The sequence below is a fragment of the Curtobacterium sp. MCLR17_058 genome (genome assembly GCF_003234705.2).
GTDB lineage: Bacteria > Actinomycetota > Actinomycetes > Actinomycetales > Microbacteriaceae > Curtobacterium > Curtobacterium flaccumfaciens.
In genome coordinates this window covers 2,742,412-2,761,919 of record NZ_CP126262.1, presented here as the reverse complement: position 1 = coordinate 2,761,919, position 19,508 = coordinate 2,742,412, and the positions used below count along the sequence as shown (strand labels likewise).

Here is a 19,508-nt window from a genome sequence, read left to right as displayed (position 1 = left end):
GCAGGGGGCCTTCGGGCGCGTCGGCGGTGCGTGCCGAGGTCGCACGACGTGCCGCGTGCGTGCCGCCGAGTGGTCGCAAACTGTTGGTTGCGGGGGCGTCGGGCGACGGTTCGTGCGACTTCGGCGGAGGTGAGCGGGGAGTCGTGACCGCTCGGCAGCACGTGCCGAGGTTGCACGACATGCCGCGGGTGTGGCGCCGACTGGTCGCAAACTGTCGGTTGCGGGGGCGCCGGGCGACGGTTCGTGCGACCTCGGCGGAGGTGAGCGGGGAGTCGTGACCGCTCGGCAGCCCGTGTCGAGGTCGCTCGACATGCCGCGCGCGTGGTGCGGGTTGGTCGGGAACTGTCGGTTGCGGGCCCGGTAAACGACGGTTCGTGCGACCTTGGCGGAGATGAGCGGGGAGTCGTGACCGCTCGGCGCACGACGCTGGGCGCGCCCGTCGGGGCGGCGACACACCGGAGGCCCGGTGCCGGTCTCGTGGACCGGCACCGGGCCTCCAGGCGGTCGCCCGCGAGCCCGCGAGCCCGCGAGCCCGCGAGCAAGCGTCAGCGACGCAGCGTCGCCCGCGCCAAGCGGTTGCCGATGAACTGGCCGAGCTGCACGATGACGACGATCGCCGCCACCGAGACGTAGACCACCCACCAGTCGTAGCGCTGCGAGCCGTAGGTGATCGCGTACTCGCCGAGCCCGCCACCACCGATCAGCGCACCCTGCGCCGTCATGTCGACGATGCCGATGTAGATGAACGTGTAGCCGAGGATCAGGGGGCCGAGACCCTCGGGGATGAGCACGGTCAGCAGGATCGAGACCGGGTGCGCACCCGATGCCCGAGCCGCCTCGACGACGCCCGGGTCGACCGACAGCAGGTTCTGCTCGACGATCCGGGACACCGCGAAGGCCGCGGCCAACGAGATCGCGAAGGTCACCGCGGGGACACCGATCGTGGTCTGCACGACGACCCGCGACAGCGGCGCGATCGCGGCGAGGAAGATCACGAACGGGATCGGGCGGATCAGGTTCACGAACACGTTGAGCACCGTGTACGCGGTGCGGTTGCCGAGGACGTTGCCCGGCCGGGTCGCGTAGAGCAGCAGGCCGAGCGCGAGGCCGATGACCCCGGCGATGACCAGCGAGATCAGCGACATCACGATGGTGTCGCGGATGGCGGCGAGGAAGACGTCGAACGTGTCGATCACGCTCTGGAACGAGTTGTTGTTCACGCGGCGGCCTCCTCGTCGGTCGTGACGCCGTCAGCGCGGAGTGCGGCGATCGCGCGATCGATGGCGTCGGGCTCGGCGCCGGGCGCGCTCAGCTCGTAGGTGAGCGACCCGATCCGACGCTCCCGGATCTCGCCGACCCCGCCGTAGACGAGCTCGGCGGTGATCCCGGCGGCGCGGAACGCGGCGTCGATCCGGTTCTGCAGCCCGGCCTCGTCGGTGATCTGCACCGTGACGAGCCGACCCGGGTGCCGGTCCCGCAGGCGCCGGAGCGTCTCGGGGGAGGGCCGGTCGTGCAGCGCGGTGCGGACGAAGCGCTGCGCGGCACCGGTCTTCGGGGTCGAGAACACGTCGTAGACGTCGCCGACCTCGACGACCCGACCCTGCTCCATCACGGCGACCCGGTCCGCGATCTGCCGGACCGCGTCCATCTCGTGCGTGATCACGATGATGGTGACGCCGAGCTCCCGGTTGACGCGGCGGAGCAGCGCGAGCACCTCGGAGGTGGTCTCCGGGTCGAGGGCGCTGGTCGCCTCGTCGGCGAGCAGCAGGTCGGGCGACGCGGCGAGGGCGCGGGCGATGCCGACGCGCTGCTTCTGCCCGCCGGACAGCTGCTCCGGGTAGGCGTGGGCGCGCTCGAGCAGGCCCACGAAGTCGAGCAGCTCGGCGACGCGACGGTTCCGCTCGGCCTTCGGCACACCGGCGACCTTGAGCGGGTACGCGACGTTGCCGGCGATCGTGCGGGACCGGAACAGGTTGAACTGCTGGAAGATCATCCCGATGTTGCGACGCGCCAGACGGCGGTCCCGCTCGGGGATCGCCGTCAGTTCGCGGCCCGCGACGGTCACCGTGCCGGAGCTCGGCAGTTCCAGCGCGTTGACCAGGCGGACCAGGGTGGACTTGCCGGCACCGGAGTACCCGATGACGCCGAGGACCTCTCCATGGTGCACGTCCAGGGAGACGTCCTCGACGGCCACCACGGTCTCGCCGGTGTCGGCGCGGCGGTAGTGCTTCGAGACGCCGCGGAGTTCGACGAGGACCGGCACTACTGCTTGGCCGCCTTCGCGTCCTGCTCGACCTCGGCGAGCTCGTCCTGCAGCTTCGAGGCGCTCTCGTCGCGGGCGACGGCCTCGGGCAAGTCCTTCGCGAAGGCCTTCTGCACGGCGTCGTCCTGGAACAGCTCCGCCAGGTCGAGGTAGGTCTTGTTGCCCTTGTCCTCGTCGCGGACGGCGAAGACGTTCACGTACGGGGCGGCGCTCGCGCTCGAGGGGTCGTCCTGGTAGATCGCGTCCGAGATCGGCAGACCGGCGGCGGTGGCGAAGTTGTTGTTCACGACGGCGGCGGCGACGGAGCCCTGCTGCAGCGCGTTCGCGGTCTGCGAGGCGTCGAGGGGCTGGACGTCGACCTTCTTCGTCTCGATGTCGTCGGCGGTGGAGAACGCCGAGCCGCCGTCCTTCAGGGTGATCAGGTCGGCCGCCTGCAGGATCAGGAGCGCACGGGCCTGGTTGATCGAGTCGTTCGGGATCGCGACCTTCGCGTTCGCGGGCAGCTCGGACGGCTTGTCGTACTTCGTCGCGTAGAGCGGCAGCGGGTAGACGGCGGTCGAACCGATCGGCTGCAGGTCGTCGTTCGACGTGACGTTGTAGTCCGCCAGGTACTGGATGTGCTGGAACTGGTTGATGTCCAGCTGGCCGTCCTTGAGGGCGGGGTTCGGCAGCGAGTAGTCCGAGAAGTTCGTCAGCTTCACGGTGACGTTGAGCTTGTCCTTCGCGAGCTTCGTGTACGTGTTCCAGTAGCCGAGCGACTTGTCCGAGACACCGATCGTGACGGTCTTCGGGGCGGCGTCACCGGCGGCACCGGCGTCGTTGCTCCCGGAGCGGAGGGCTCCGACGACGACGGCGACGACGATCGCCACGACGACGATCGCGGCCGCGACGATCCAGCCGATCGGGCGCTTGCCCTTCGGCTTCTCGGGCAGTGCGGGGGCTGCGGACATGCTGGTGCTCCTCGTGGGCCGTGCGTGTGGGGGAGCCGCGGTGGTCCGCGGCGTGGAGACGAGTGTGACGTGCGGTCCACCCCCGGTGCGAGTTCCGTTCCGTCGTGTTACGCAGCACTCGATCCGTGCCGCCTGCGTCGGAGCACGCGTCCCGACACGACTTGGTTGACTCGGATCGTGCGCAGCATCGAACTCGTCCTCGGCCCGGAGTCGGACGCCGCCGTGCGGTCCGCCTGGCAGGCCCTGATCGACGCCGACTTGCCGAGCCTCGGTCGGCACCCGTCGCCGTCGAATGCCCCGCACGTCACCCTGGCCGCCGGGGACACGCTGCCCGTGCCGGCCGGGTTCCGCACGTCGGTGCCGACCTCGATCCGGCTCGGCGGGCTGCTGCTCTTCCCCGCGGGTGCCGGTCGGTCGGTGCTCGTGCGCGCGGTGGTCCTCGACGCGGCGCTCACGACCTTCCACGGCGAGGTGCACGCGGTCGCGCCCGGCGGCGTCGAGACGTCGGTGCCCGGGCACTGGTCGCCGCACGTCACGCTGGCTCGTCGGGTGCGCGACGAGGACCTGCCGCGCGCCGTCGCTGCGCTGCGCGCCGTGCCGCTGCCGGAGACGCTCGACGTCGGCGGCGTGCGGCACTGGGACGGCGAGACGCGGACGATCACGCCGCTCGCGTTCACGACCGACTAGCGGGGCACGGCCTGGAGGCCCGGCTCAGGTCCCGAGCACCCGCTCGCCGAACGCGGATGCGAACGTCCGCTCCGGGTCGGCCCGGGCGACGAGGTCGCGGAAGTCCGCCAGCCGCGGGTACAGCCCGGCGATCGCCGCGTGGTCGAGCGAGCTCATCTTGCCCCAGTGTGGTCGGCCGTCGAAGGCCGCGAGCCGGGACTCCAGGTCGGGCAGGAGCGCGGCGACCTCTGCCGGGTGCTTCTTCCAGGTGAACGCGATGCAGAGGACGTCCTCGCCCTGGGTCGGGCTGAGCCAGAGGTCGTCCGCGGCCATCGTCCGGAGTTCGCAGACGTGCAGGTGCGGTTGGATCCGGTCGGCGAGCCCCCGGAGCGCGTCGAGGGCGGCCGCCGCGTGCCGGAGCGGGACGAAGTGCTCGCTCTGCACCTCGGACCCGTGGCTCGGGACGGACCCGATCGGGAAGTGCGGCAGGCGGTCCCACCACGGGCCGACCGAGCCGTCGCGCGCGGTCCGGTGGTCGTCGCCGGGGGTGCCGGGCAGGCGCCGTGCGCCGGCCAGGGTCTCCGGGACCGGCACGTCCTCGGCGCCCTCGGGGACGCGCGATTTCACCAGGACCTCGGTGATCGCATCGCCGAACACGGTGTAGGCGCACACCGAGTACGCGGCGGCGTGCACGTCAGCGACGTTCGCCGTGAAGGTGTCCCAGGGGATCGCGCCGTAGACGTCCTGACGCATCCGGTAGGACGGTTCGACGTCGAGGGTCACCCGGGTCACGATGCCGAGCAGTCCGAGGTGCAGCACGGCACCGTCGAACGCGGGGTCCGTCCGGTCGATCGTCCGGGCGGAGCCGTCCGGACCGAGCACCTCGAACGCGCGCACCGCGGTGGCGAGCGAGCCCAGTGCCGTACCGGAACCGTGGGTGCCGGTCGCGACCGCACCCCCGACGGAGATGTGCGGCAGGGACCCCGTGTTGTGCAGGGCGAACCCGGCACGGTCGATGTCGGCCGCGACGTCGCCGTACCGGGTGCCGGCTCCGAGGGTCACGGTGCGGTGCTCGGCGTCGACGACCAGGTCGGTGGGGACGCCGGTCAGGTCGAGCAGGATGCCTGCGGTGTCGGCGACGTCGTTGAACGAGTGCCGGGTGCCGAGGCCGTGGACCCGATCGGCGTCGGCCACGATCTGGGCGGCCTCGTCGATCGACGACGGGCGGACGACCCGTTCGGCCGTGTACGTGACCGTGCCGGACCAGTTGAGCTCGCTCGTCGTCGACCGCATGGCGCCCACCCTGCCACGCGGTCCGGAGACGGGCGCGGGCCGGCGCCGGTCCCGTCACGGGTTCGGCGTCGGCCCGGCTCGTCGGTCAGTGCGAGAGGCTCGTCGGTCAGTGCACGGGCGGGGGCGTCGGCGCGCCTTCGGGCACCTCGGGCCGGCGGACGAACACCGACGCCAGGATGCCGAACAGCGAGATGATCGCGCCGACCATGAAGGCGGTGCCGACGCCCGACGCGGTGGCCACCTGGACCCCACGGGCACCGGAGCCCTCGACGGCGGTGGCCGCACCGATCGTCAGCAGCGTGACGAACAGGGCGGTGCCCGCCGCACCGGCGAGCTGCTGCGCCGTGCCGAGCACCGCGCTGCCGTGCGAGTACAGCTTCGGGGGCAACCCACCGAGCGCCGCGGTGAACAGCGGCGTGAAGGTCAGGGCCAGGCCGATGCTCAGCACCACGTGCGCACCGAGGACGAACCACACGCTGGTGTCGACACCCACGGTGGAGAGCGCCCAGAGCACGGCGCTGACGATGATCGATCCGGGGATGAGCAGCACGCGCGGGCCACGGCGGTCGTAGATGCGCCCGACGATGGGGGAGAGCAGGCCCATCAGCAGCCCACCGGGGAGCAGCAGCAGGCCGACCTGCAGGACCTCGAGGCCGAGGACGCGCTCCAGGTAGATCGGCAGCAGGATGAGCGTGCCGAACATCGCCATGAAGCTCAGCCCCATCGCGACGATCGGCACCGTGAAGCCGCGGGTGCGGAAGGTGCGCAGGTCGAGCAGGGCGCTGTCGGTGCGCTGCAGGCGCGTCTGCCGGACGATGAACACCGCGAGGGCGACGGCACCGACGACCAGGGCGGTCACCGGGACGAGCGGACCGGTCGTGCCGGCTTCACCGATGCTGGACAGGCCGTAGACGATGCCGCCGAACGCGAAGGCGGAGAGGATGACCGAGACGACGTCGATCGGTGCCTTGCGCGGCGTCGAGACGTTCTGCACCTTGACCATGCCGAGGATGAGCGCCGCGATCGCGATGGGCAGCACGAAGCCGAACAGCCAACGCCACGAGAACGCGTTGAGGATCAGGCCGGAGATCGTCGGGCCGATGGCCGGAGCGACCGAGATGACGATCGAGATGTTGCCCATGATGCGGCCACGGTGCGCGGGGTCGACGAGGGTCAGGACCGTCGTCATGAGCAGCGGCATCATGATCGCGGTGCCGCTGGCCTGCACGATGCGGCCGACGAGCAGGACGGTGAAGCCCGGCGCGAGCAGGGCGATCAGCGTGCCGACCGAGAACAGGCCCATCGCCCAGACGAACACCGGTCGGGTGTTGAAGCGCTGCAGCAGGAACCCGGTGATCGGGATGACGACCGCCATGGTGAGCAGGAAGCCGGTGGTCAGCCACTGGCCGGTCGCGGCGCTGATGTCCAGGTCGTCCATGAGCCGGGGCAGGGCCACGCCCATGATTGTCTCGTTGAGGATGACGACGAACGCGGAGACGAGCAGCAGCCCGATCACGAGTCGGGTCTCGGCAGCGGACGGCTGCGAGACGCTTCCCGTGCGGGGGGCGGAATCGACGGCCTGGGTCATGCGGGTGCTCCTGGTGGGTCACGACGGGTGGAACGGGTGTGGCGCAGGACGCGCAGACAGGCCAACTCCCTGAGTGGATGCGATTATTCCGCTTCGCTCCGACATCCGCAGGTGAACGATCGGTGCCGAGCGCGCCGGTCGCCGGCGCAGCTCCCACGCACGTCGGCTCAGTGCAGGATCGCGAACCCGTCGGCGTCGCCGTGCGGTACCACCGACCGCAGGCTGACGTCGGTCACGGTCGCCGACGGTGGCCCGGTGCGCAGGCACTCGACCAACGAGTCGACGGCGACCGAGGGCCCCTCCGCCTCGACCTCCACCGTGCCGTCCCAGAGGTTCCTCGCGTAGCCGACGAGGTCGAGCCCGTCCGCCTTCCGAGCGGTCCAGTACCGGAAGCCGACCCCCTGGACCGTCCCCGACACCACGGCATGCACCCTCGTCACCGTCGTCATGTCCTCCACGCTAACCGCGACGGCCCTCCGGGAGTTTTCGGCCCCGTGACGATCTGTTTCCGGCTCGTGACGAGCGCGCCGCGTCGGCAGTGATAGTGTCATCCCAACCCGAACGCTTCGAGTCAGATTGACACTATCTCCACCATGGACGAAGCAGGCATCCGCGTCGCGGTCTCCACCGTGATCGTCGCACTGCGCCCGCACCCCGACACCGGGGCCCCGGCGCTGTGGATGCCGCTCGTCCGTCGCGTCGCCGAACCGTTCGAGGGTTCCTGGGCGCTCCCCGGCGGCTGGGTCGGCGACGACGAGGGCCTCGAGGACTCCGCGGCCGCCCGACTGCGCGAGACGACGAACGTCCAGCCGCGGTACCTCGAGCAGCTCTACGCGTTCGGTGACGTCGGACGCTCCCCGAGCCGCGTGGTGTCGATCGTGTACTGGGCACTCGTGCACCCGGACGAGGCGAACGTCGTGCCCGACGACTGGAACGTCCGGTGGTTCCTGGCCGACGAGCACCCGCCGCTCGCCTTCGACCACGACCGCATCGTCGAGTACGCCCTGTGGCGGCTGCGCAACAAGATGTCGTACTCGCGGATCGCGCAGGCGTTCCTCGGCGACCGCTTCACCCTCGCCGAACTCCGCGGCGTGTACGAGGCGGTGCTCGGCCGTGCACTCGACCCCGCGAACTTCCGTCGGCAGGTCGAGAAGACCGACGCGGTCCTGCCGACCGACGAGACCACGAGCGGGGGCCGGCACCGTCCGGCCCGCCTGTACCGCTCGAACCCCGACCTGGCCTACGCGGACAACGGCCCGCTGCAGACCGGGGCCGATCAGCACCAGCAGCGGAACCGATAGGAAGCCCCGTGTCCATCGCCACGACGATCGAACTCATCTCCAACGGCAAGGCCGGCGGCAGCACCTGCACGCCCGACCTCGCGATGCCGACGTGGGACTTCGACTCCCGCCCCGGGTACGGCCCGGGGTCGTCGATGTCCGACGTCATCCCGACGAGCGCCCCGCGCCAGGGCGTCCTGCCCGACGAGTACAAGACGACCCCGACCGACGAGCTCCACGAGCGCATCGAGCGGGCGAAGGCCACCCTCGGCGACCGGGTCGTCGTCCTCGGGCACTTCTACCAGCGCGACGAGGTCGTCCGGCACGCGGACTTCCTCGGCGACTCGTTCCAGCTGGCCAACGCCGCCCTGACGAAGCCCGACGCCGAGGCGATCGTGTTCTGCGGCGTGCACTTCATGGCCGAGACCGCCGACATCCTGGCGCGCGACGACCAGCGCGTGATCCTGCCGAACCTGGCCGCCGGCTGCTCGATGGCCGACATGGCCGACATCGACAGCGTCGAGGCGGCGTGGGCGGAACTGACCGCGGTGTACGGCACCGAGCCCGACGCCGACGGCCGCGTCCCCGTGATCCCGGTCACCTACATGAACTCCGCCGCCGACCTCAAGGCGTTCTGCGGTCGCAACGGCGGCATCGTGTGCACCTCGTCGAACGCCGCGACGGTGCTCGAGTGGGCCTTCGAGCGTGGGCAGCGCGTCCTGTTCTTCCCCGACCAGCACCTCGGCCGCAACACCGCGAAGGCGATGGGCATCAGCACGGACCTGATGCCGATGTGGAACCCGCGCCTGCCGGGTGGGGGCAACACGGGCGCGGACCTGCTCGAGGCGAAGGTCATCCTCTGGCACGGCTTCTGCTCGGTGCACCGCCGCTTCACCGTCGAGCAGATCGACCAGGCCCGCCGCGAGCACCCGGGCGTGCAGGTCATCGTGCACCCGGAGTGCCCGATGGCCGTCGTCGACGCCGCTGACCACGCCGGCAGCACCGACCTGATCCGGAAGACCGTCGCCGCGGCCACCGAGCCGACGACGTTCGCGATCGGCACCGAGATCAACATGGTGAACCGGCTCGCCGCCGAGTACCCGCAGCACACGATCTTCTGCCTCGACCCGGTCGTCTGCCCCTGCTCGACGATGTACCGGATCCACCCGGGCTACCTCGCCTGGGTGCTCGAGGCACTCGTCCGCGGCGAGGTCCTCAACGAGATCGTCGTCCCCGCCGACGTGCAGGCCGACGCCAAGGTGGCGCTCGAGCGCATGCTCGCCGCCAAGCCGCGCGGCTGAGACGCGGACCCGACCGAACGAGGGAGACCACCGTGCACGTCGTCATCGTCGGCTCCGGCATCGCCGGCCTGACCGCAGCGATCCGCGCCAGTGCCCTGCACGACGTCACCCTGGTGACGAAGGGGGCGCTCGCCGACAGCGCCACCGCGTACGCCCAGGGCGGGATGGCGGTGGCGCTCGGTGCCGACGACTCCGCGGCGCTGCACCAGGCCGACACCCACGTCGCCGCGGCGGGCAGCGCCGACGCCCGGGCCGTCGAGGTCCTGTGCACCGACGGGCCGGCCCGCGTCCGCGACCTGCTCGCCCTCGGGGTGCCCTTCGACCGGTCGTCGGACCCGGCGACCCTCGACCGGTACGGCGACGACCTCGCCCGCGGCCGTGAAGCCGCGCACGGCCGGTGGCGCGTCGTGCACGCCGACGGCGACGCGACCGGAGCCGCCATCGAACGCACCCTCATCGCGGCACTGCACCGACGGCACGTCACGATCCTCGAGCGCACGAGCCTGACCGACCTGGTCGTCCGCGGCGGCGTGGTCGTCGGCGTCGACGTCCTCGACCTGCTCGGCGAACCCCGCCGGCTCGACGCCGACGCCGTCGTCATCGCGTCCGGGGGAGCCGGACACCTGTACCGCGAGACGACGAACCCCCTGGTCGCGACGGGCGACGGGGTCGCCGCCGCCTGGCGCGCCGGCGCCGTCCTCGCCGACCTGGAGTTCGTCCAGTTCCACCCGACACGGCTGGCCGTCCCCGGTGGCGGACTGGTGTCCGAAGCCGTCCGCGGTGAGGGCGCCGTCCTCCGCGACGCCGCCGGGCACCGCTTCATGACCGACGTGCACCCGGACGCCGAGCTCGCCCCGCGTGACGTCGTCGCCCGGGGGATCGCCGCCGCGGTGCGCGACCAGGGCGGCGCACCCGTGTTCCTCGACGCCACCGGCCTCGACGCCGGGTTCCTGGTCACGCGGTTCCCCGGACTCACCCGGGCCACCCGCGCCGCCGGGTTCGACTGGACCCGCGAAGGCGTCCCGGTCGCACCGGCCGCGCACTACTCGATGGGCGGCATCGCCACCGACGCCGAGGGCCGCACCAGCCTGCCCGGACTCCTCGCCGTCGGTGAAGCCGCCTGCACCGGGGTCCACGGCGCCAACCGGCTCGCCTCGAACTCCCTGCTCGAGGGGCTCGTCTTCGCGGTCCGCGCAGCGGACGCGGTCGCCGCACCGCGACCCGGCCTGCTCCGCCTGCGCGGGGACGCGGGTCTCCACGTCACCAGCGTGCGCCGAGCGGCCGACGCGATCCGGGCCTCCCGTCCGACCCTGCCTGGAGGCGCGACCCACCTCGCCGACGTGGGTGCCGTCCGGCAGGCGGTCCAGTCCGTCATGACGGACCGCGTCGGGCTGCTCCGTGACGCCGTCGGGCTGGCCAGCGCGCGCCGCGACCTCGACGCGCTGACCGCGCCGACCGGCGGCGGCGTGCGCGAGCACGAGGACCGTGCGCTGCTCGACCTGGCGCGACTCGTCGCGCTCGCCGCCGAGGCCCGCACCGAGTCCCGCGGGGCGCACGCCCGCACCGACCACCCCGACACCGACCCCACCGCCCCGGCCTCGTACGCCTGGGTCGCCGACCCCACCGACGCACACCCCGACGAGCACACGGACGAACGCGCCGACGGCTCCGCAGCCGTCCCGCAGGAGGTACCCGCATGACCACCGACCCCGGCACCATCCCGCCGCACGCGCTCCGTCGCGTGATCGAGACCGCGCTCGAGGAGGACGCACCCTGGGGCGACGTCACCAGCGAGACCCTCATCCCCGCCGAGGCGACCGCGACCGCGACCCTCGGCGCGCGCGAGCCCGGCGTGCTGAGCGGCGGGGCGGTGTTCGTCGCCGTGATGCACGCCGTCGACCCGTCGATCCACGCCGTCGTGCACGTCGCCGACGGGACGCACTTCGTCGCGGGTGACGTCCTCGCGACCGTGACCGGGTCGGCGCGGGCCGTGCTCCGGGCCGAACGGGTCGCCCTCAACCTGGTGCAGCGGATGTCGGGCATCGCGACGACCACCGCGGCGCACGTCGCTGCCGCCGCGGGCACCTCGGCGCGGATCGTCGACACCCGGAAGACGACGCCCGGCCTCCGTGCACTCGAGCGGTACGCCGTCCGGTGCGGTGGCGGACACAACCACCGCACCTCGCTCTCCGACGCCGTGCTCGCCAAGGACAACCACCTGGCGGTGCTCCTGGCCGGCGGGATCGGAATCGGCGACGCGATCGCCCAGGCCCGCCAGCGGCTCGGGCACACCGTGCACGTCGAGGTCGAGGTGGACCGGATCGACCAGATCGAACCCGTCGTCGCGGCCGGGGTCGACACGATCATGCTCGACAACTTCACCCCGGACGAACTCGTGGCCGGGGTCGGCATCGTCGCCGGACGCGCCCTCGTCGAGGCCTCGGGAGGCGTGTCGCTCGACACCGTCGCGGCGATCGCGGCGACCGGCGTCGACGTCATCTCGGTCGGGGCGCTGACCCATTCGGCGCGGGCGCTCGACCTCGGGCTCGACATCGACGTCGCGGTGCCCGAGCACGTCGCGGTGCCCGTGCGGGACTGACCGTGTTCTACCTGGACCGCGCCGCCACCACCCCGGTCCGCCGCGAGGTGCTCGAGGCGATGTGGCCGTACCTGACGGGGGTGTTCGGCAACCCCTCGTCGACGCACGGGGTCGGGGACGAGGCCGCGCGGGGACTCACCGCCGCACGGGCCACCGTCGCCGGGGTGCTCGGGTGCCGGCCCGCCGAGGTCGTCTTCACCACCGGCGGCACCGAGGGGGCGAACACCGCGATCAAGGGGATCGCCCTCGCCGCGCCCCGCGGTCGGCACGTCGTCACGAGCGCCATCGAGCACGAGGCGGTGCTGGAGAGCTGCGCGTACCTCGCCCGCTTCCACGACTTCGACGTCACCGTGCTGCCCGTCGGGCCGGACGGCCGCGTGGACCCGGCGGTGCTGCGCGCGGCCCTCCGCCCGGACACCACGCTCGTCTCGATCGCGCACGCCGACAACGAGATCGGCACCGTGCAGGACGTCCCCGCGCTCGCGGCGGTGGCGCATCAGGTCGGGGCGCGGTTCCACACCGACGCCGTGCAGTCCGCGCCCTGGCTGCCGATCGGTCTCGGGGTCCTGGGCGTCGACGCGCTGTCGTTGTCCGGGCACAAGCTCGGCGCCCCGAAGGGCACCGGCGTGCTCGCCGTGCGCGCCGGCGTCCCGCTCGAGCCGCTGCTGCACGGCGGGGGACAGGAACGGGGGCGGCGGTCCGGTACCGAGGACGTGGCCGGTGCCGTGGCGGTGGCGACCGCCCTCGGGCTGGCGGCGGAGACGGTGCGGTCGGGGGAGGGCACGGCGACCACCGTCCGCGAAGCGGTGCTCGACGGCGTGCTCGCCGCGGTCCCCGGAGCGTTCGTCACCGGGTCGCGGGAGCACCGGCTGCCCGGGCACGCGTCGTTCTGCTTCCCGGGCGTCAACGGCGAGACCGTCCTGCTCGAGCTCGAGCAGCGCGACGTGGTGTCGTCGTCGGGCAGTGCCTGTGCCGCGGGCAGCACCGAGGCCTCCCACGTGCTCACGGCGCTCGGGATCCCCGAGGACGTGGCGCGCACCGCGCTCCGCCTGACGTTCGACGCGGTCCTGACGGCCGACGACGTCCCGGTCGTCGTCGGGGCCGTGGCCGAGGCTGTGGCAACCGTCCGTGCCCTCGGCTGAGGTGTACTAGACGTTCTACTCCATCTCTGGGTACGTGTCCCCCCTTCTGCGGACAACCGATCTGCGTCAGAGTGTCGTCATGGCAAACGCGATGATGACCCGGACACGACGGGACGACCGCTTCCGAGCGGTGCAGCTCCTGCCGGCGCCGGCCACCCTCGTCGCGCTCGCCCTGGCAGCGCAGCACGACCTCGGCACGGCCCCGCTCGGGATCATCGCCGTGGTCGGAGCGCTCGCGACCGCCGGGAGTGCCCTGCTCCCGATGGTCCGGCCAGCCGCCGCCCACCGGTCGATGCCCGCACCGACCGAGACGGACCGGTACCGAGAGGACACCGAACACCCTTGAGGTCCACCACCGTGCGGTTCCCCTGAACCGAGCCGCGCGGTGGACCCAGACCGGATGTCGACCCCCTGATCGACGTCCGGCGCGGGGCGCGACGTTCCCCCTGTCGTCGTGTCCCGCCGTACACCGCGATCCCGCCGTGGGTCGACGTCCGCACCCCTGAGCGGCGTCGGTTCCCCTGCAGCCCACGGCGGGATCCGGTTCCCCGGTAGCGTCGTCGCATGCCCTCGTACCGTGCGACCCTGGCGATCGGTGCCCTCGCACCCGGCACCGCCCCGGACGCCGTCCTGCCCGCCGCGGCCGCCCTCGTGCGCGAACACGCCGTGGTCGAGGCCGAGGACGTCCGGCTGCTCCGTGGTGTCCCCTGTGCCGTCGTGCGCTTCGAGGCCGAGGACGACCGTGCCGCCGCGGCCGTCCGCGACGCCGCAGTCGACGGCCTGCGGGACGTGGTCGAGATCCGCTCCGACGTCGTCACGCGGCGCGAGGGCGGTCGCTGGATCCCCGTCGCCTGACAGCCGGGCGGTCGCCTGACGGTCAGGCGGTGTGCGTCGCCGGTTCGGGTGTCCCCGGCCAGACGTAGTCCAGGTCGTCCGGCACGTCCGGGAACAGCTCCCGGTAGTGCTCCGGCGCCTTCTGCACGAGCTTCGAGCGGTGCGAGACGTGCAGGGCCTCGTCGTCGTTCCACGGCGGGACCGGCACGTCGCCGCGCTCGTACGCCGCCAGGTCCTCCGGCACGCGGCCCAGGTCGAGCAGGGTCTTCTCGAGACACGTGTCGGCGTACCCGCGCTCGGCCCAGACGCGGCACGTGGCCTCCTGGTACGCCATCAGCGCCGGACGGTAGCCACGCCACATCGCCGTCACCGGGTGGTGCTGCCAGCCGTAGTCGGGGAGCGTCAGTGCGCGCATCACCTGCAGGGTCTCGACCCGCTGCTTGCCGAGCCGCCGGTCGTCGAGGACCTCGGCGGATGCCCGGAAGTCGGCGTACGGCAGGAAGGTCTGCATGGCGCGGACGCTACCCCGACCGACTGGCACCCGACACATGTCGTCACGAACGTGCCGCCCGCCCCGGCAGCGTGTGAGCATCGACCGCATGAGCGGAGAACTGGTCGTCGGCGTCAGTGGCAGCCCATCGGACCCCTCGCGGACCTCGACCCTGGTCGCGGCGACGGTGGCCCGGTTGACCGAGGAGATCGACGGTGCCCGGACCGAGACGATCGAGATCGGCCCGCTGCTCGCCGACCTCGGAGCGGCGTCGGGTCGCGAGACGATGTCCGACCGCACCCGCCGGGCCCTCGAGACGGTGGAGGCCGCGGACGTGCTCGTCGTCGGCAGCCCGGCCTTCCGGGCGGCCTACTCCGGTGCCTTCAAGCTGTTCTTCGACTGGGTCGGGCAGTACGACCTCGTCGACACCCCGGTGCTCCTGACCGCCACCGGTGGCAGCGACCGGCACGCCCTGCTCGTCGAGCACCAGATGCGCCCGCTGTTCGGGTTCTTCCAGTCCACGACCCTGCCGCTCGGGGTGTTCGGCAACGAGCGGGACTTCACCAAGCGCGAGGGTGGCTACGACATCGCGAGCGTCGACCTCGAGCTCCGCATCGACCAGGCCGTGCGCCGGGCCGTGCCGCTCATCCGCGGCGGCTTCGCCACCGCCGGCCTGACCGACGTGCGGCGCCCCGCCGAGTTCTGATCCTCGTGCGCGCGCCCGGCTCTTCCGGGCGTCCCTGGTGGTTCCGGGCGTCCCTGGTCGAAAGTTCTCACCAGGTATGCCCGGAACCACCTGGCATCGCGCGTGCCATGGGAAGGAACGGGCGCGACCCAGCGTGACCAGATGGCGGACGGGAGGCCCGTGGCGACGCCGCCACGGGCCTCTCCCCACCGGCACGGCCGGTCGGCCGCTGGCGCGTCCGCCCGGTACCGGCGGCGTGGGCCCAGTCCGTCGTCGGGTCAGGCGAGCAGGGACGCGACGTGCGCGACCGCCAGGCGGTAGCCGTCGGCGCCCGCGCCGGCGATGACCGCCGTCGCGGCGGTGGCGACGTGGTCGACGTGGCGGAACGGCTCGCGCTTCCACGTGTTCGACAGGTGCACCTCGACGACGGGGACCCACAGGGCCTCCACCGCGTCGTGCAGCGCGACCGAGGTGTGCGCGTAGGCGGCGGGGTTGATGACGACCGCGGCGAAGTCGTCGAGGGCCTCGTGCAGCCACTCGACCAGCTCGCCCTCGCGGTTCGTCTGGCGGAAGTCGGCCTCGAGCCCGTGCACGGCCGCCTCGGTGTGCACGATCGCCTCGATCTCGGCGAGCGTCACGGTGCCGTACTGCTCCGGGTCGCGGCGCCCGAGGATGTCGAGGTTCGGGCCGTTGAGGACGAGGATGCGCGACGCGTCGGTCATGGGCCGAGCGTAGCGAACCGGGGGAGCGCTGCGCGGCTCGGACGATGCATGCGCTGGCTATGTGAACGGTCACAAATCCGTGTAACGTCTCCGTCCGGGTCGGCAGAGTTGTCGACTGCAACACACTGACGTGGAGATGTGAATGGTTCTCGCTGCAGCGAACGAAGGGATCCGGCTCGACTTGGGCTGGGTCGACTACCTGATGATCATCGTGTACTTCGCGGTCGTCATCGGGATCGGGTTCACCGCCCGCAAGCAGGTCCGGACGAGCATGGACTTCTTCCTGTCCGGCCGCTCGATGCCGGCGTGGATCACGGGCCTGGCGTTCGTGTCCGCGAACCTCGGTGCCACCGAGATCCTCGGCATGGCGGCCAACGGTGCCCAGATCGGCATGGCCACCCTGCACTACTACCTCGTCGGCGCCGTGCCCGCGATGGTGTTCCTCGGGCTCGTGATGATGCCGTTCTACTACGGCTCGAAGGTCCGCTCCGTGCCGGAGTTCATGCTGCGCCGCTTCGGCAAAGCGCCGCACCTGGTGAACGCGATCGCGTTCGCGGTGTCGAACGTGCTCATCGCGGGCATCAACCTCTACGCGATGGCCATCGTCATCGAGGCCATGCTCGGCTGGCCGGAGTGGCTGGCGATCATCGTCTCCGCAGGCTTCGTGCTCGTCTACATCACCCTCGGCGGGCTCTCGAGCGCGATCTACAACGAGGTCATGCAGTTCTTCGTGATCATCGCCGGGCTCATCCCGCTGACGATCGTCGGTCTGCACCGCGTCGGCGGCTGGGACGGCCTGTCGAAGGCCATCACCGAGACCCAGGGCGTGCAGCACCTGCAGGCCTGGGCCGGCACCGGCTTCGGTGACGTCACCAACCCGATCGGCGCCAACTGGCTCGCCATCGTGCTCGGCCTGGGCTTCGTGCTCGGCTTCGGCTACTGGACCACGAACTTCACCGAGGTGCAGCGCGCGTTCTCGGCGAAGAACATGTCCGCGGCCCGCCGCACCCCGCTCATCGCCGCGATCCCGAAGCTCTTCATCCCGGCCATCGTCGTGATCCCGGGCCTCATCGCCGCGGCCGTCGTGGGCAACCAGTTCGCCGACGGCACGCTGACCTACAACGACGCGATCCCGAAGCTCATCCAGATGTACCTGCCGACCGGTGTGCTCGGCATCGCGGTGACCGGCCTGCTGGCGTCCTTCATGGCCGGCATGGCGGCGAACGTCTCGTCGTTCAACACCGTCTTCACCTACGACATCTGGCAGCGCTACATCCGCCCGAACATGCCCGACCTGCACTACCTGAAGACCGGCCGCTGGGTCACCGTCGTCGGCGTCGTGGTCGGCATCGCAACCGCGTTCATCGCGGCCCAGGCGTCGAACATCATGACGTACATGCAGACGCTGTTCTCGTTCTTCAACGCACCGCTGTTCGCCGTGTTCATCCTCGGCCTGCTGTGGAAGCGCATGACGACGCAGGGTGCGCTCTGGGGGTACGTCCTCGGCATCGTGACCCCGACGATCACCTGGATCGCCTACCTGGTCAACCCGGACCTGTTCGCCACCGCGACCGCGGAGACCCTGTACGGCGCGATCATCTCGTTCGTCACCGTGCTGGTCGTCGGCTTCGTCGTCTCGATGCTCACCAAGCCGAAGGACGAGAAGGAGCTCGGTGGACTCGTCTACGGCGTGGGCAAGATCGACCTGCACGGCGACTCGGTCGCGACGGACACCGCCTGGTACCGCTCGCCCGCACTGCTCGGCACCGTCGCGCTCGTCCTGTGCGTCGTCCTGTACCTCCCGTTCCTCTGATCCGCGAAGGAGACCACTTCTCATGAGTGACACCACCACCCCCGGCGCGATGACCGAGGAGCAGAAGGCAGCCCTCGTCCGCTCCACCCGCCGACTCGACCTGCGCCGCATCCTCGGCGGCCTGTTCGTCCTGTACGGCGTGATCACGACCATCGTCGGGATCGTGCACTGGAACACCGACCCCGAGAAGACCGGCGGGATCCACATCAACCTGTGGGTCGGGATCTCGCTGCTCATCGGCGGCGGCCTGTTCTTCCTCTGGGACCGCCTGAACCCGGTGCCCGCCGAGGACATCATCGGCCAGGCCGAGGCCGAGTCGCACCAGCGTGCCGCGGGCGAGGGGCGCGAGCTGGCCTGAGGCTGCTTTGGTCGGGCGTCCCCGGCCTGACGCGGAACGACGAAATCGCTGTCGGACGACAGCGGCTTCGTCGTTTCCGGCCGCGGCGGCCGGTGCCTTGACCGGGGCCGAGCGTTGCGGGTAGCATTGATATGTCGATCGGGTGCTGCTCGGTCGAAAGTGATCCTCGGATGTCCTGCAGCCAGCGCGGGCCCGAGGATTTGCGCTTTCGGGGGCGTGCGTCAGGAAACCAGGATCGGGCTCGTCGGCTCGTCCCGTCCACCACCGGGTTCTGACTCGTCCACGTACGCCCGCGTCCGACCAGCATATTGTGTACTGGTTGGTTCCCCCGCGAAACGGTTGCGCGCTGCTCCAGGTGGGTCCAGGTTGAGCGTGACGAAAGGAACCGCCATGGACACGATGGTCTTCATCAACCTGCCCGCCACGGACCTCGAGCGCTCGAAGGCGTTCTACGAGGCACTCGGGTACTCGATCAACCCGGCCTTCAGCGACGACACCGCGGCGTGCGTGGTGGTGTCCGACACGATCTCCGTCATGATCCTGACGACGGCGAAGTTCGCCGAGTTCACGGACAAGACGATCGCCGACGCCGACACGATCGAGGTCATCAACTCACTCAGCGCCCCGTCGAAGGAGGACGTCCACCGCATCGTCGACGCCGCGGTCGCCGCCGGCGGCACCGAAGACCGCCCGGAGATGGACCTCGGCTTCATGTACCAGCGGAGCTTCACCGACCCGGACGGACACCGCTGGGAGTACGTGTGGATGGACGAGCAGGCGACGCAGGACGGCCCGCCCGCCGAGTGAGTGATCGGCTGTCGGCGGCGCCCGCCAGGATGGTCGCATGAGCACCGAGCCCGTCGACGCCCCGCCCGTGCCCGACCTCGTCACCGGCGACGACGGCCTCGCCCGGCCGGTCTGGGCGTCGTCGGACGAGCTCCTCCGCGAGTACTACGACACCGAGTGGGGCATGCCCGTCCGCGACGAACGCGGGGTGTTCGAGCGGCTCTCGCTCGAGGCGTTCCAGTCCGGTCTGTCGTGGCGCACGATCCTCGCCAAACGACCGGCGTTCCGGGCCGCCTTCGCGGACTTCGACGCCGACACTGTCGCAGCCTTCGGCGAGGACGACGTCGCACGGCTCATGGCCGATGCCGGGATCGTCCGGAACCGCGCGAAGATCCTGGCGACGATCACCAACGCGAACGCCACCATCGCCCTGCGGCAGGACGGCGGCCTCGCCGACTTCGTGTGGTCGTTCCGGCCGACGACCACCCCCGAGCCACGGTCGTTCGCCGAGGTCCCGACGAAGTCGGATGAATCCCTCGCCCTGTCGAAGGCGCTGCGGAAGCGCGGCTTCGCCTTCGTCGGACCGACGACGATGTACGCCCTGATGGAAGCGCTCGGCATCGTCGACACCCACCTGATCGGCAGCCACCGGCGTGGGACCTCCGGCGTCTGGGGCTGACAGGCGAGCCCAGTCCAGCCCAGGAGCACAAGCAAGCACGAGCCAGCCCGCCCATGACG

General features: G+C 71.4%; 21 protein-coding genes. 13 read left to right on the top strand and 8 right to left on the bottom strand.

Features of this window, described 5'->3' with window-relative positions; translation table 11 throughout:
- Positions 1-545: 545 nt before the first annotated feature.
- The 3 genes from DEJ11_RS13040 to DEJ11_RS13030 are packed head-to-tail and all read right to left on the bottom strand — an operon-like array spanning position 546 to position 3,213.
- Positions 546-1,220 (bottom strand): methionine ABC transporter permease, encoded by a 675-nt coding sequence (locus DEJ11_RS13040; protein ID WP_017888525.1) that lies wholly within the window; start codon positions 1,218-1,220, stop codon positions 546-548.
- Positions 1,217-2,263, bottom strand: coding sequence for a methionine ABC transporter ATP-binding protein (locus DEJ11_RS13035; protein ID WP_111103653.1), 1,047 nt, complete (start codon positions 2,261-2,263; stop codon positions 1,217-1,219). The genes DEJ11_RS13040 and DEJ11_RS13035 overlap by 4 nt, the downstream gene beginning before the upstream one ends.
- Positions 2,263-3,213, bottom strand: coding sequence for a MetQ/NlpA family ABC transporter substrate-binding protein (locus DEJ11_RS13030; protein WP_111103652.1), 951 nt, complete (start codon positions 3,211-3,213; stop codon positions 2,263-2,265). Before DEJ11_RS13030 ends, DEJ11_RS13035 begins: the two co-directional genes overlap by 1 nt.
- Before the next feature lie 177 nt (positions 3,214-3,390).
- Here DEJ11_RS13030 and DEJ11_RS13025 point away from each other — a divergent pair, with 177 nt between their 5' ends.
- Positions 3,391-3,900 (top strand): 2'-5' RNA ligase family protein, encoded by a 510-nt coding sequence (locus DEJ11_RS13025; RefSeq protein WP_084740920.1) that lies wholly within the window; start codon positions 3,391-3,393, stop codon positions 3,898-3,900.
- Between the two features lie 24 nt (positions 3,901-3,924).
- Here DEJ11_RS13025 and DEJ11_RS13020 read toward each other — a convergent pair whose 3' ends face one another.
- From DEJ11_RS13020 to DEJ11_RS13010, 3 genes are all read right to left on the bottom strand, one after another.
- Positions 3,925-5,172: a D-arabinono-1,4-lactone oxidase gene (locus tag DEJ11_RS13020; protein ID WP_111054391.1), complete on the bottom strand. Its 1,248-nt coding sequence runs from the start codon at positions 5,170-5,172 to the stop codon at positions 3,925-3,927.
- A 106-nt stretch (positions 5,173-5,278) separates the two neighbouring features.
- Positions 5,279-6,760 carry an MDR family MFS transporter gene (locus DEJ11_RS13015; protein ID WP_110863444.1) on the bottom strand — a complete coding sequence of 494 codons (1,482 nt, stop codon included), beginning with the start codon at positions 6,758-6,760 and terminating at the stop codon, positions 5,279-5,281.
- 167 nt (positions 6,761-6,927) lie between these two features.
- A complete protein-coding gene (locus DEJ11_RS13010; RefSeq protein WP_071247546.1) occupies positions 6,928-7,209 on the bottom strand; it encodes an acylphosphatase in 282 nt (93 codons plus the stop codon).
- 144 nt (positions 7,210-7,353) lie between these two features.
- Here DEJ11_RS13010 and DEJ11_RS13005 point away from each other — a divergent pair, with 144 nt between their 5' ends.
- The 7 genes from DEJ11_RS13005 (at position 7,354) to DEJ11_RS12975 (ending at position 13,937) form a co-directional block, all read left to right on the top strand.
- Positions 7,354-8,061 carry an NUDIX hydrolase gene (locus DEJ11_RS13005; RefSeq protein WP_035808830.1) on the top strand — a complete coding sequence of 236 codons (708 nt, stop codon included), beginning with the start codon at positions 7,354-7,356 and terminating at the stop codon, positions 8,059-8,061.
- 8 nt (positions 8,062-8,069) lie between these two features.
- Positions 8,070-9,341 (top strand): quinolinate synthase NadA, encoded by a 1,272-nt coding sequence (gene nadA, locus DEJ11_RS13000; protein ID WP_111103651.1) that lies wholly within the window; start codon positions 8,070-8,072, stop codon positions 9,339-9,341.
- 32 nt (positions 9,342-9,373) lie between these two features.
- Positions 9,374-11,041, top strand: coding sequence for an L-aspartate oxidase (gene nadB, locus DEJ11_RS12995; RefSeq protein ID WP_111103649.1), 1,668 nt, complete (start codon positions 9,374-9,376; stop codon positions 11,039-11,041).
- Positions 11,038-11,940, top strand: a complete 903-nt coding sequence (gene nadC, locus DEJ11_RS12990) for a carboxylating nicotinate-nucleotide diphosphorylase (RefSeq protein ID WP_111103648.1) — start codon at positions 11,038-11,040, stop codon at positions 11,938-11,940. Before nadB ends, nadC begins: the two co-directional genes overlap by 4 nt.
- 2 nt (positions 11,941-11,942) lie before the next feature.
- Positions 11,943-13,082: a cysteine desulfurase family protein gene (locus DEJ11_RS12985; protein WP_111046762.1), complete on the top strand. Its 1,140-nt coding sequence runs from the start codon at positions 11,943-11,945 to the stop codon at positions 13,080-13,082.
- 79 nt (positions 13,083-13,161) lie between these two features.
- A complete protein-coding gene (locus DEJ11_RS12980) occupies positions 13,162-13,428 on the top strand; it encodes a hypothetical protein (protein WP_111233264.1) in 267 nt (88 codons plus the stop codon).
- A 218-nt stretch (positions 13,429-13,646) separates the two neighbouring features.
- Positions 13,647-13,937 carry a hypothetical protein gene (locus DEJ11_RS12975; RefSeq protein ID WP_110863438.1) on the top strand — a complete coding sequence of 97 codons (291 nt, stop codon included), beginning with the start codon at positions 13,647-13,649 and terminating at the stop codon, positions 13,935-13,937.
- A 22-nt stretch (positions 13,938-13,959) separates the two neighbouring features.
- Here DEJ11_RS12975 and DEJ11_RS12970 read toward each other — a convergent pair whose 3' ends face one another.
- On the bottom strand, positions 13,960-14,427 hold the full coding sequence (locus DEJ11_RS12970) for an MSMEG_6728 family protein (RefSeq protein ID WP_111029349.1): 468 nt from the start codon (positions 14,425-14,427) through the stop codon (positions 13,960-13,962).
- Between the two features lie 88 nt (positions 14,428-14,515).
- Here DEJ11_RS12970 and DEJ11_RS12965 point away from each other — a divergent pair, with 88 nt between their 5' ends.
- Entirely contained in the window at positions 14,516-15,112 is a 597-nt protein-coding gene (locus tag DEJ11_RS12965) for an NAD(P)H-dependent oxidoreductase (protein WP_111103683.1), read from the top strand.
- Between the two features lie 257 nt (positions 15,113-15,369).
- Here DEJ11_RS12965 and aroQ read toward each other — a convergent pair whose 3' ends face one another.
- Positions 15,370-15,813, bottom strand: coding sequence for a type II 3-dehydroquinate dehydratase (aroQ, locus tag DEJ11_RS12960; protein ID WP_017888541.1), 444 nt, complete (start codon positions 15,811-15,813; stop codon positions 15,370-15,372).
- Positions 15,814-15,955: 142 nt separating this feature from the next.
- On the opposite strand from aroQ, the gene DEJ11_RS12955 reads away from it, so the two are divergent.
- The 4 genes from DEJ11_RS12955 to DEJ11_RS12940 all read left to right on the top strand — a co-directional run bounded on the left by DEJ11_RS12955 (position 15,956) and on the right by DEJ11_RS12940 (position 19,449).
- Positions 15,956-17,626, top strand: a complete 1,671-nt coding sequence (locus tag DEJ11_RS12955; RefSeq protein ID WP_071405106.1) for a sodium:solute symporter family protein — start codon at positions 15,956-15,958, stop codon at positions 17,624-17,626.
- Positions 17,627-17,648: 22 nt separating this feature from the next.
- Positions 17,649-17,984, top strand: a complete 336-nt coding sequence (locus DEJ11_RS12950) for a hypothetical protein (RefSeq protein WP_071247515.1) — start codon at positions 17,649-17,651, stop codon at positions 17,982-17,984.
- Between the two features lie 390 nt (positions 17,985-18,374).
- Positions 18,375-18,791, top strand: a complete 417-nt coding sequence (locus DEJ11_RS12945) for a VOC family protein (protein ID WP_111103647.1) — start codon at positions 18,375-18,377, stop codon at positions 18,789-18,791.
- 37 nt (positions 18,792-18,828) lie between these two features.
- Positions 18,829-19,449, top strand: coding sequence for a DNA-3-methyladenine glycosylase I (locus tag DEJ11_RS12940; RefSeq protein ID WP_111103646.1), 621 nt, complete (start codon positions 18,829-18,831; stop codon positions 19,447-19,449).
- Positions 19,450-19,508 lie beyond the last annotated feature (59 nt).

What these genes read in the sequence shown, in the direction of transcription:
- DEJ11_RS13030 (WP_111103652.1), bottom strand. Translation starts at nt 3,213, where the DNA reads ATGTCCGCAGCCCCCGCACTGCCCGAGAAGCCGAAGGGCAAGCGCCCG.
- DEJ11_RS13020 (WP_111054391.1), bottom strand. Translation starts at nt 5,172, where the DNA reads ATGCGGTCGACGACGAGCGAGCTCAACTGGTCCGGCACGGTCACGTAC.
- DEJ11_RS13015 (WP_110863444.1), bottom strand. Translation starts at nt 6,760, where the DNA reads ATGACCCAGGCCGTCGATTCCGCCCCCCGCACGGGAAGCGTCTCGCAG.
- DEJ11_RS13010 (WP_071247546.1), bottom strand. Translation starts at nt 7,209, where the DNA reads ATGACGACGGTGACGAGGGTGCATGCCGTGGTGTCGGGGACGGTCCAG.
- DEJ11_RS13005 (WP_035808830.1), top strand. Translation starts at nt 7,354, where the DNA reads ATGGACGAAGCAGGCATCCGCGTCGCGGTCTCCACCGTGATCGTCGCA.
- nadC (WP_111103648.1), top strand. Translation starts at nt 11,038, where the DNA reads ATGACCACCGACCCCGGCACCATCCCGCCGCACGCGCTCCGTCGCGTG.
- DEJ11_RS12980 (WP_111233264.1), top strand. Translation starts at nt 13,162, where the DNA reads ATGGCAAACGCGATGATGACCCGGACACGACGGGACGACCGCTTCCGA.
- DEJ11_RS12975 (WP_110863438.1), top strand. Translation starts at nt 13,647, where the DNA reads ATGCCCTCGTACCGTGCGACCCTGGCGATCGGTGCCCTCGCACCCGGC.
- DEJ11_RS12970 (WP_111029349.1), bottom strand. Translation starts at nt 14,427, where the DNA reads ATGCAGACCTTCCTGCCGTACGCCGACTTCCGGGCATCCGCCGAGGTC.
- DEJ11_RS12965 (WP_111103683.1), top strand. Translation starts at nt 14,516, where the DNA reads ATGAGCGGAGAACTGGTCGTCGGCGTCAGTGGCAGCCCATCGGACCCC.
- aroQ (WP_017888541.1), bottom strand. Translation starts at nt 15,813, where the DNA reads ATGACCGACGCGTCGCGCATCCTCGTCCTCAACGGCCCGAACCTCGAC.
- DEJ11_RS12955 (WP_071405106.1), top strand. Translation starts at nt 15,956, where the DNA reads ATGGTTCTCGCTGCAGCGAACGAAGGGATCCGGCTCGACTTGGGCTGG.
- DEJ11_RS12950 (WP_071247515.1), top strand. Translation starts at nt 17,649, where the DNA reads ATGAGTGACACCACCACCCCCGGCGCGATGACCGAGGAGCAGAAGGCA.
- DEJ11_RS12945 (WP_111103647.1), top strand. Translation starts at nt 18,375, where the DNA reads ATGGACACGATGGTCTTCATCAACCTGCCCGCCACGGACCTCGAGCGC.
- DEJ11_RS12940 (WP_111103646.1), top strand. Translation starts at nt 18,829, where the DNA reads ATGAGCACCGAGCCCGTCGACGCCCCGCCCGTGCCCGACCTCGTCACC.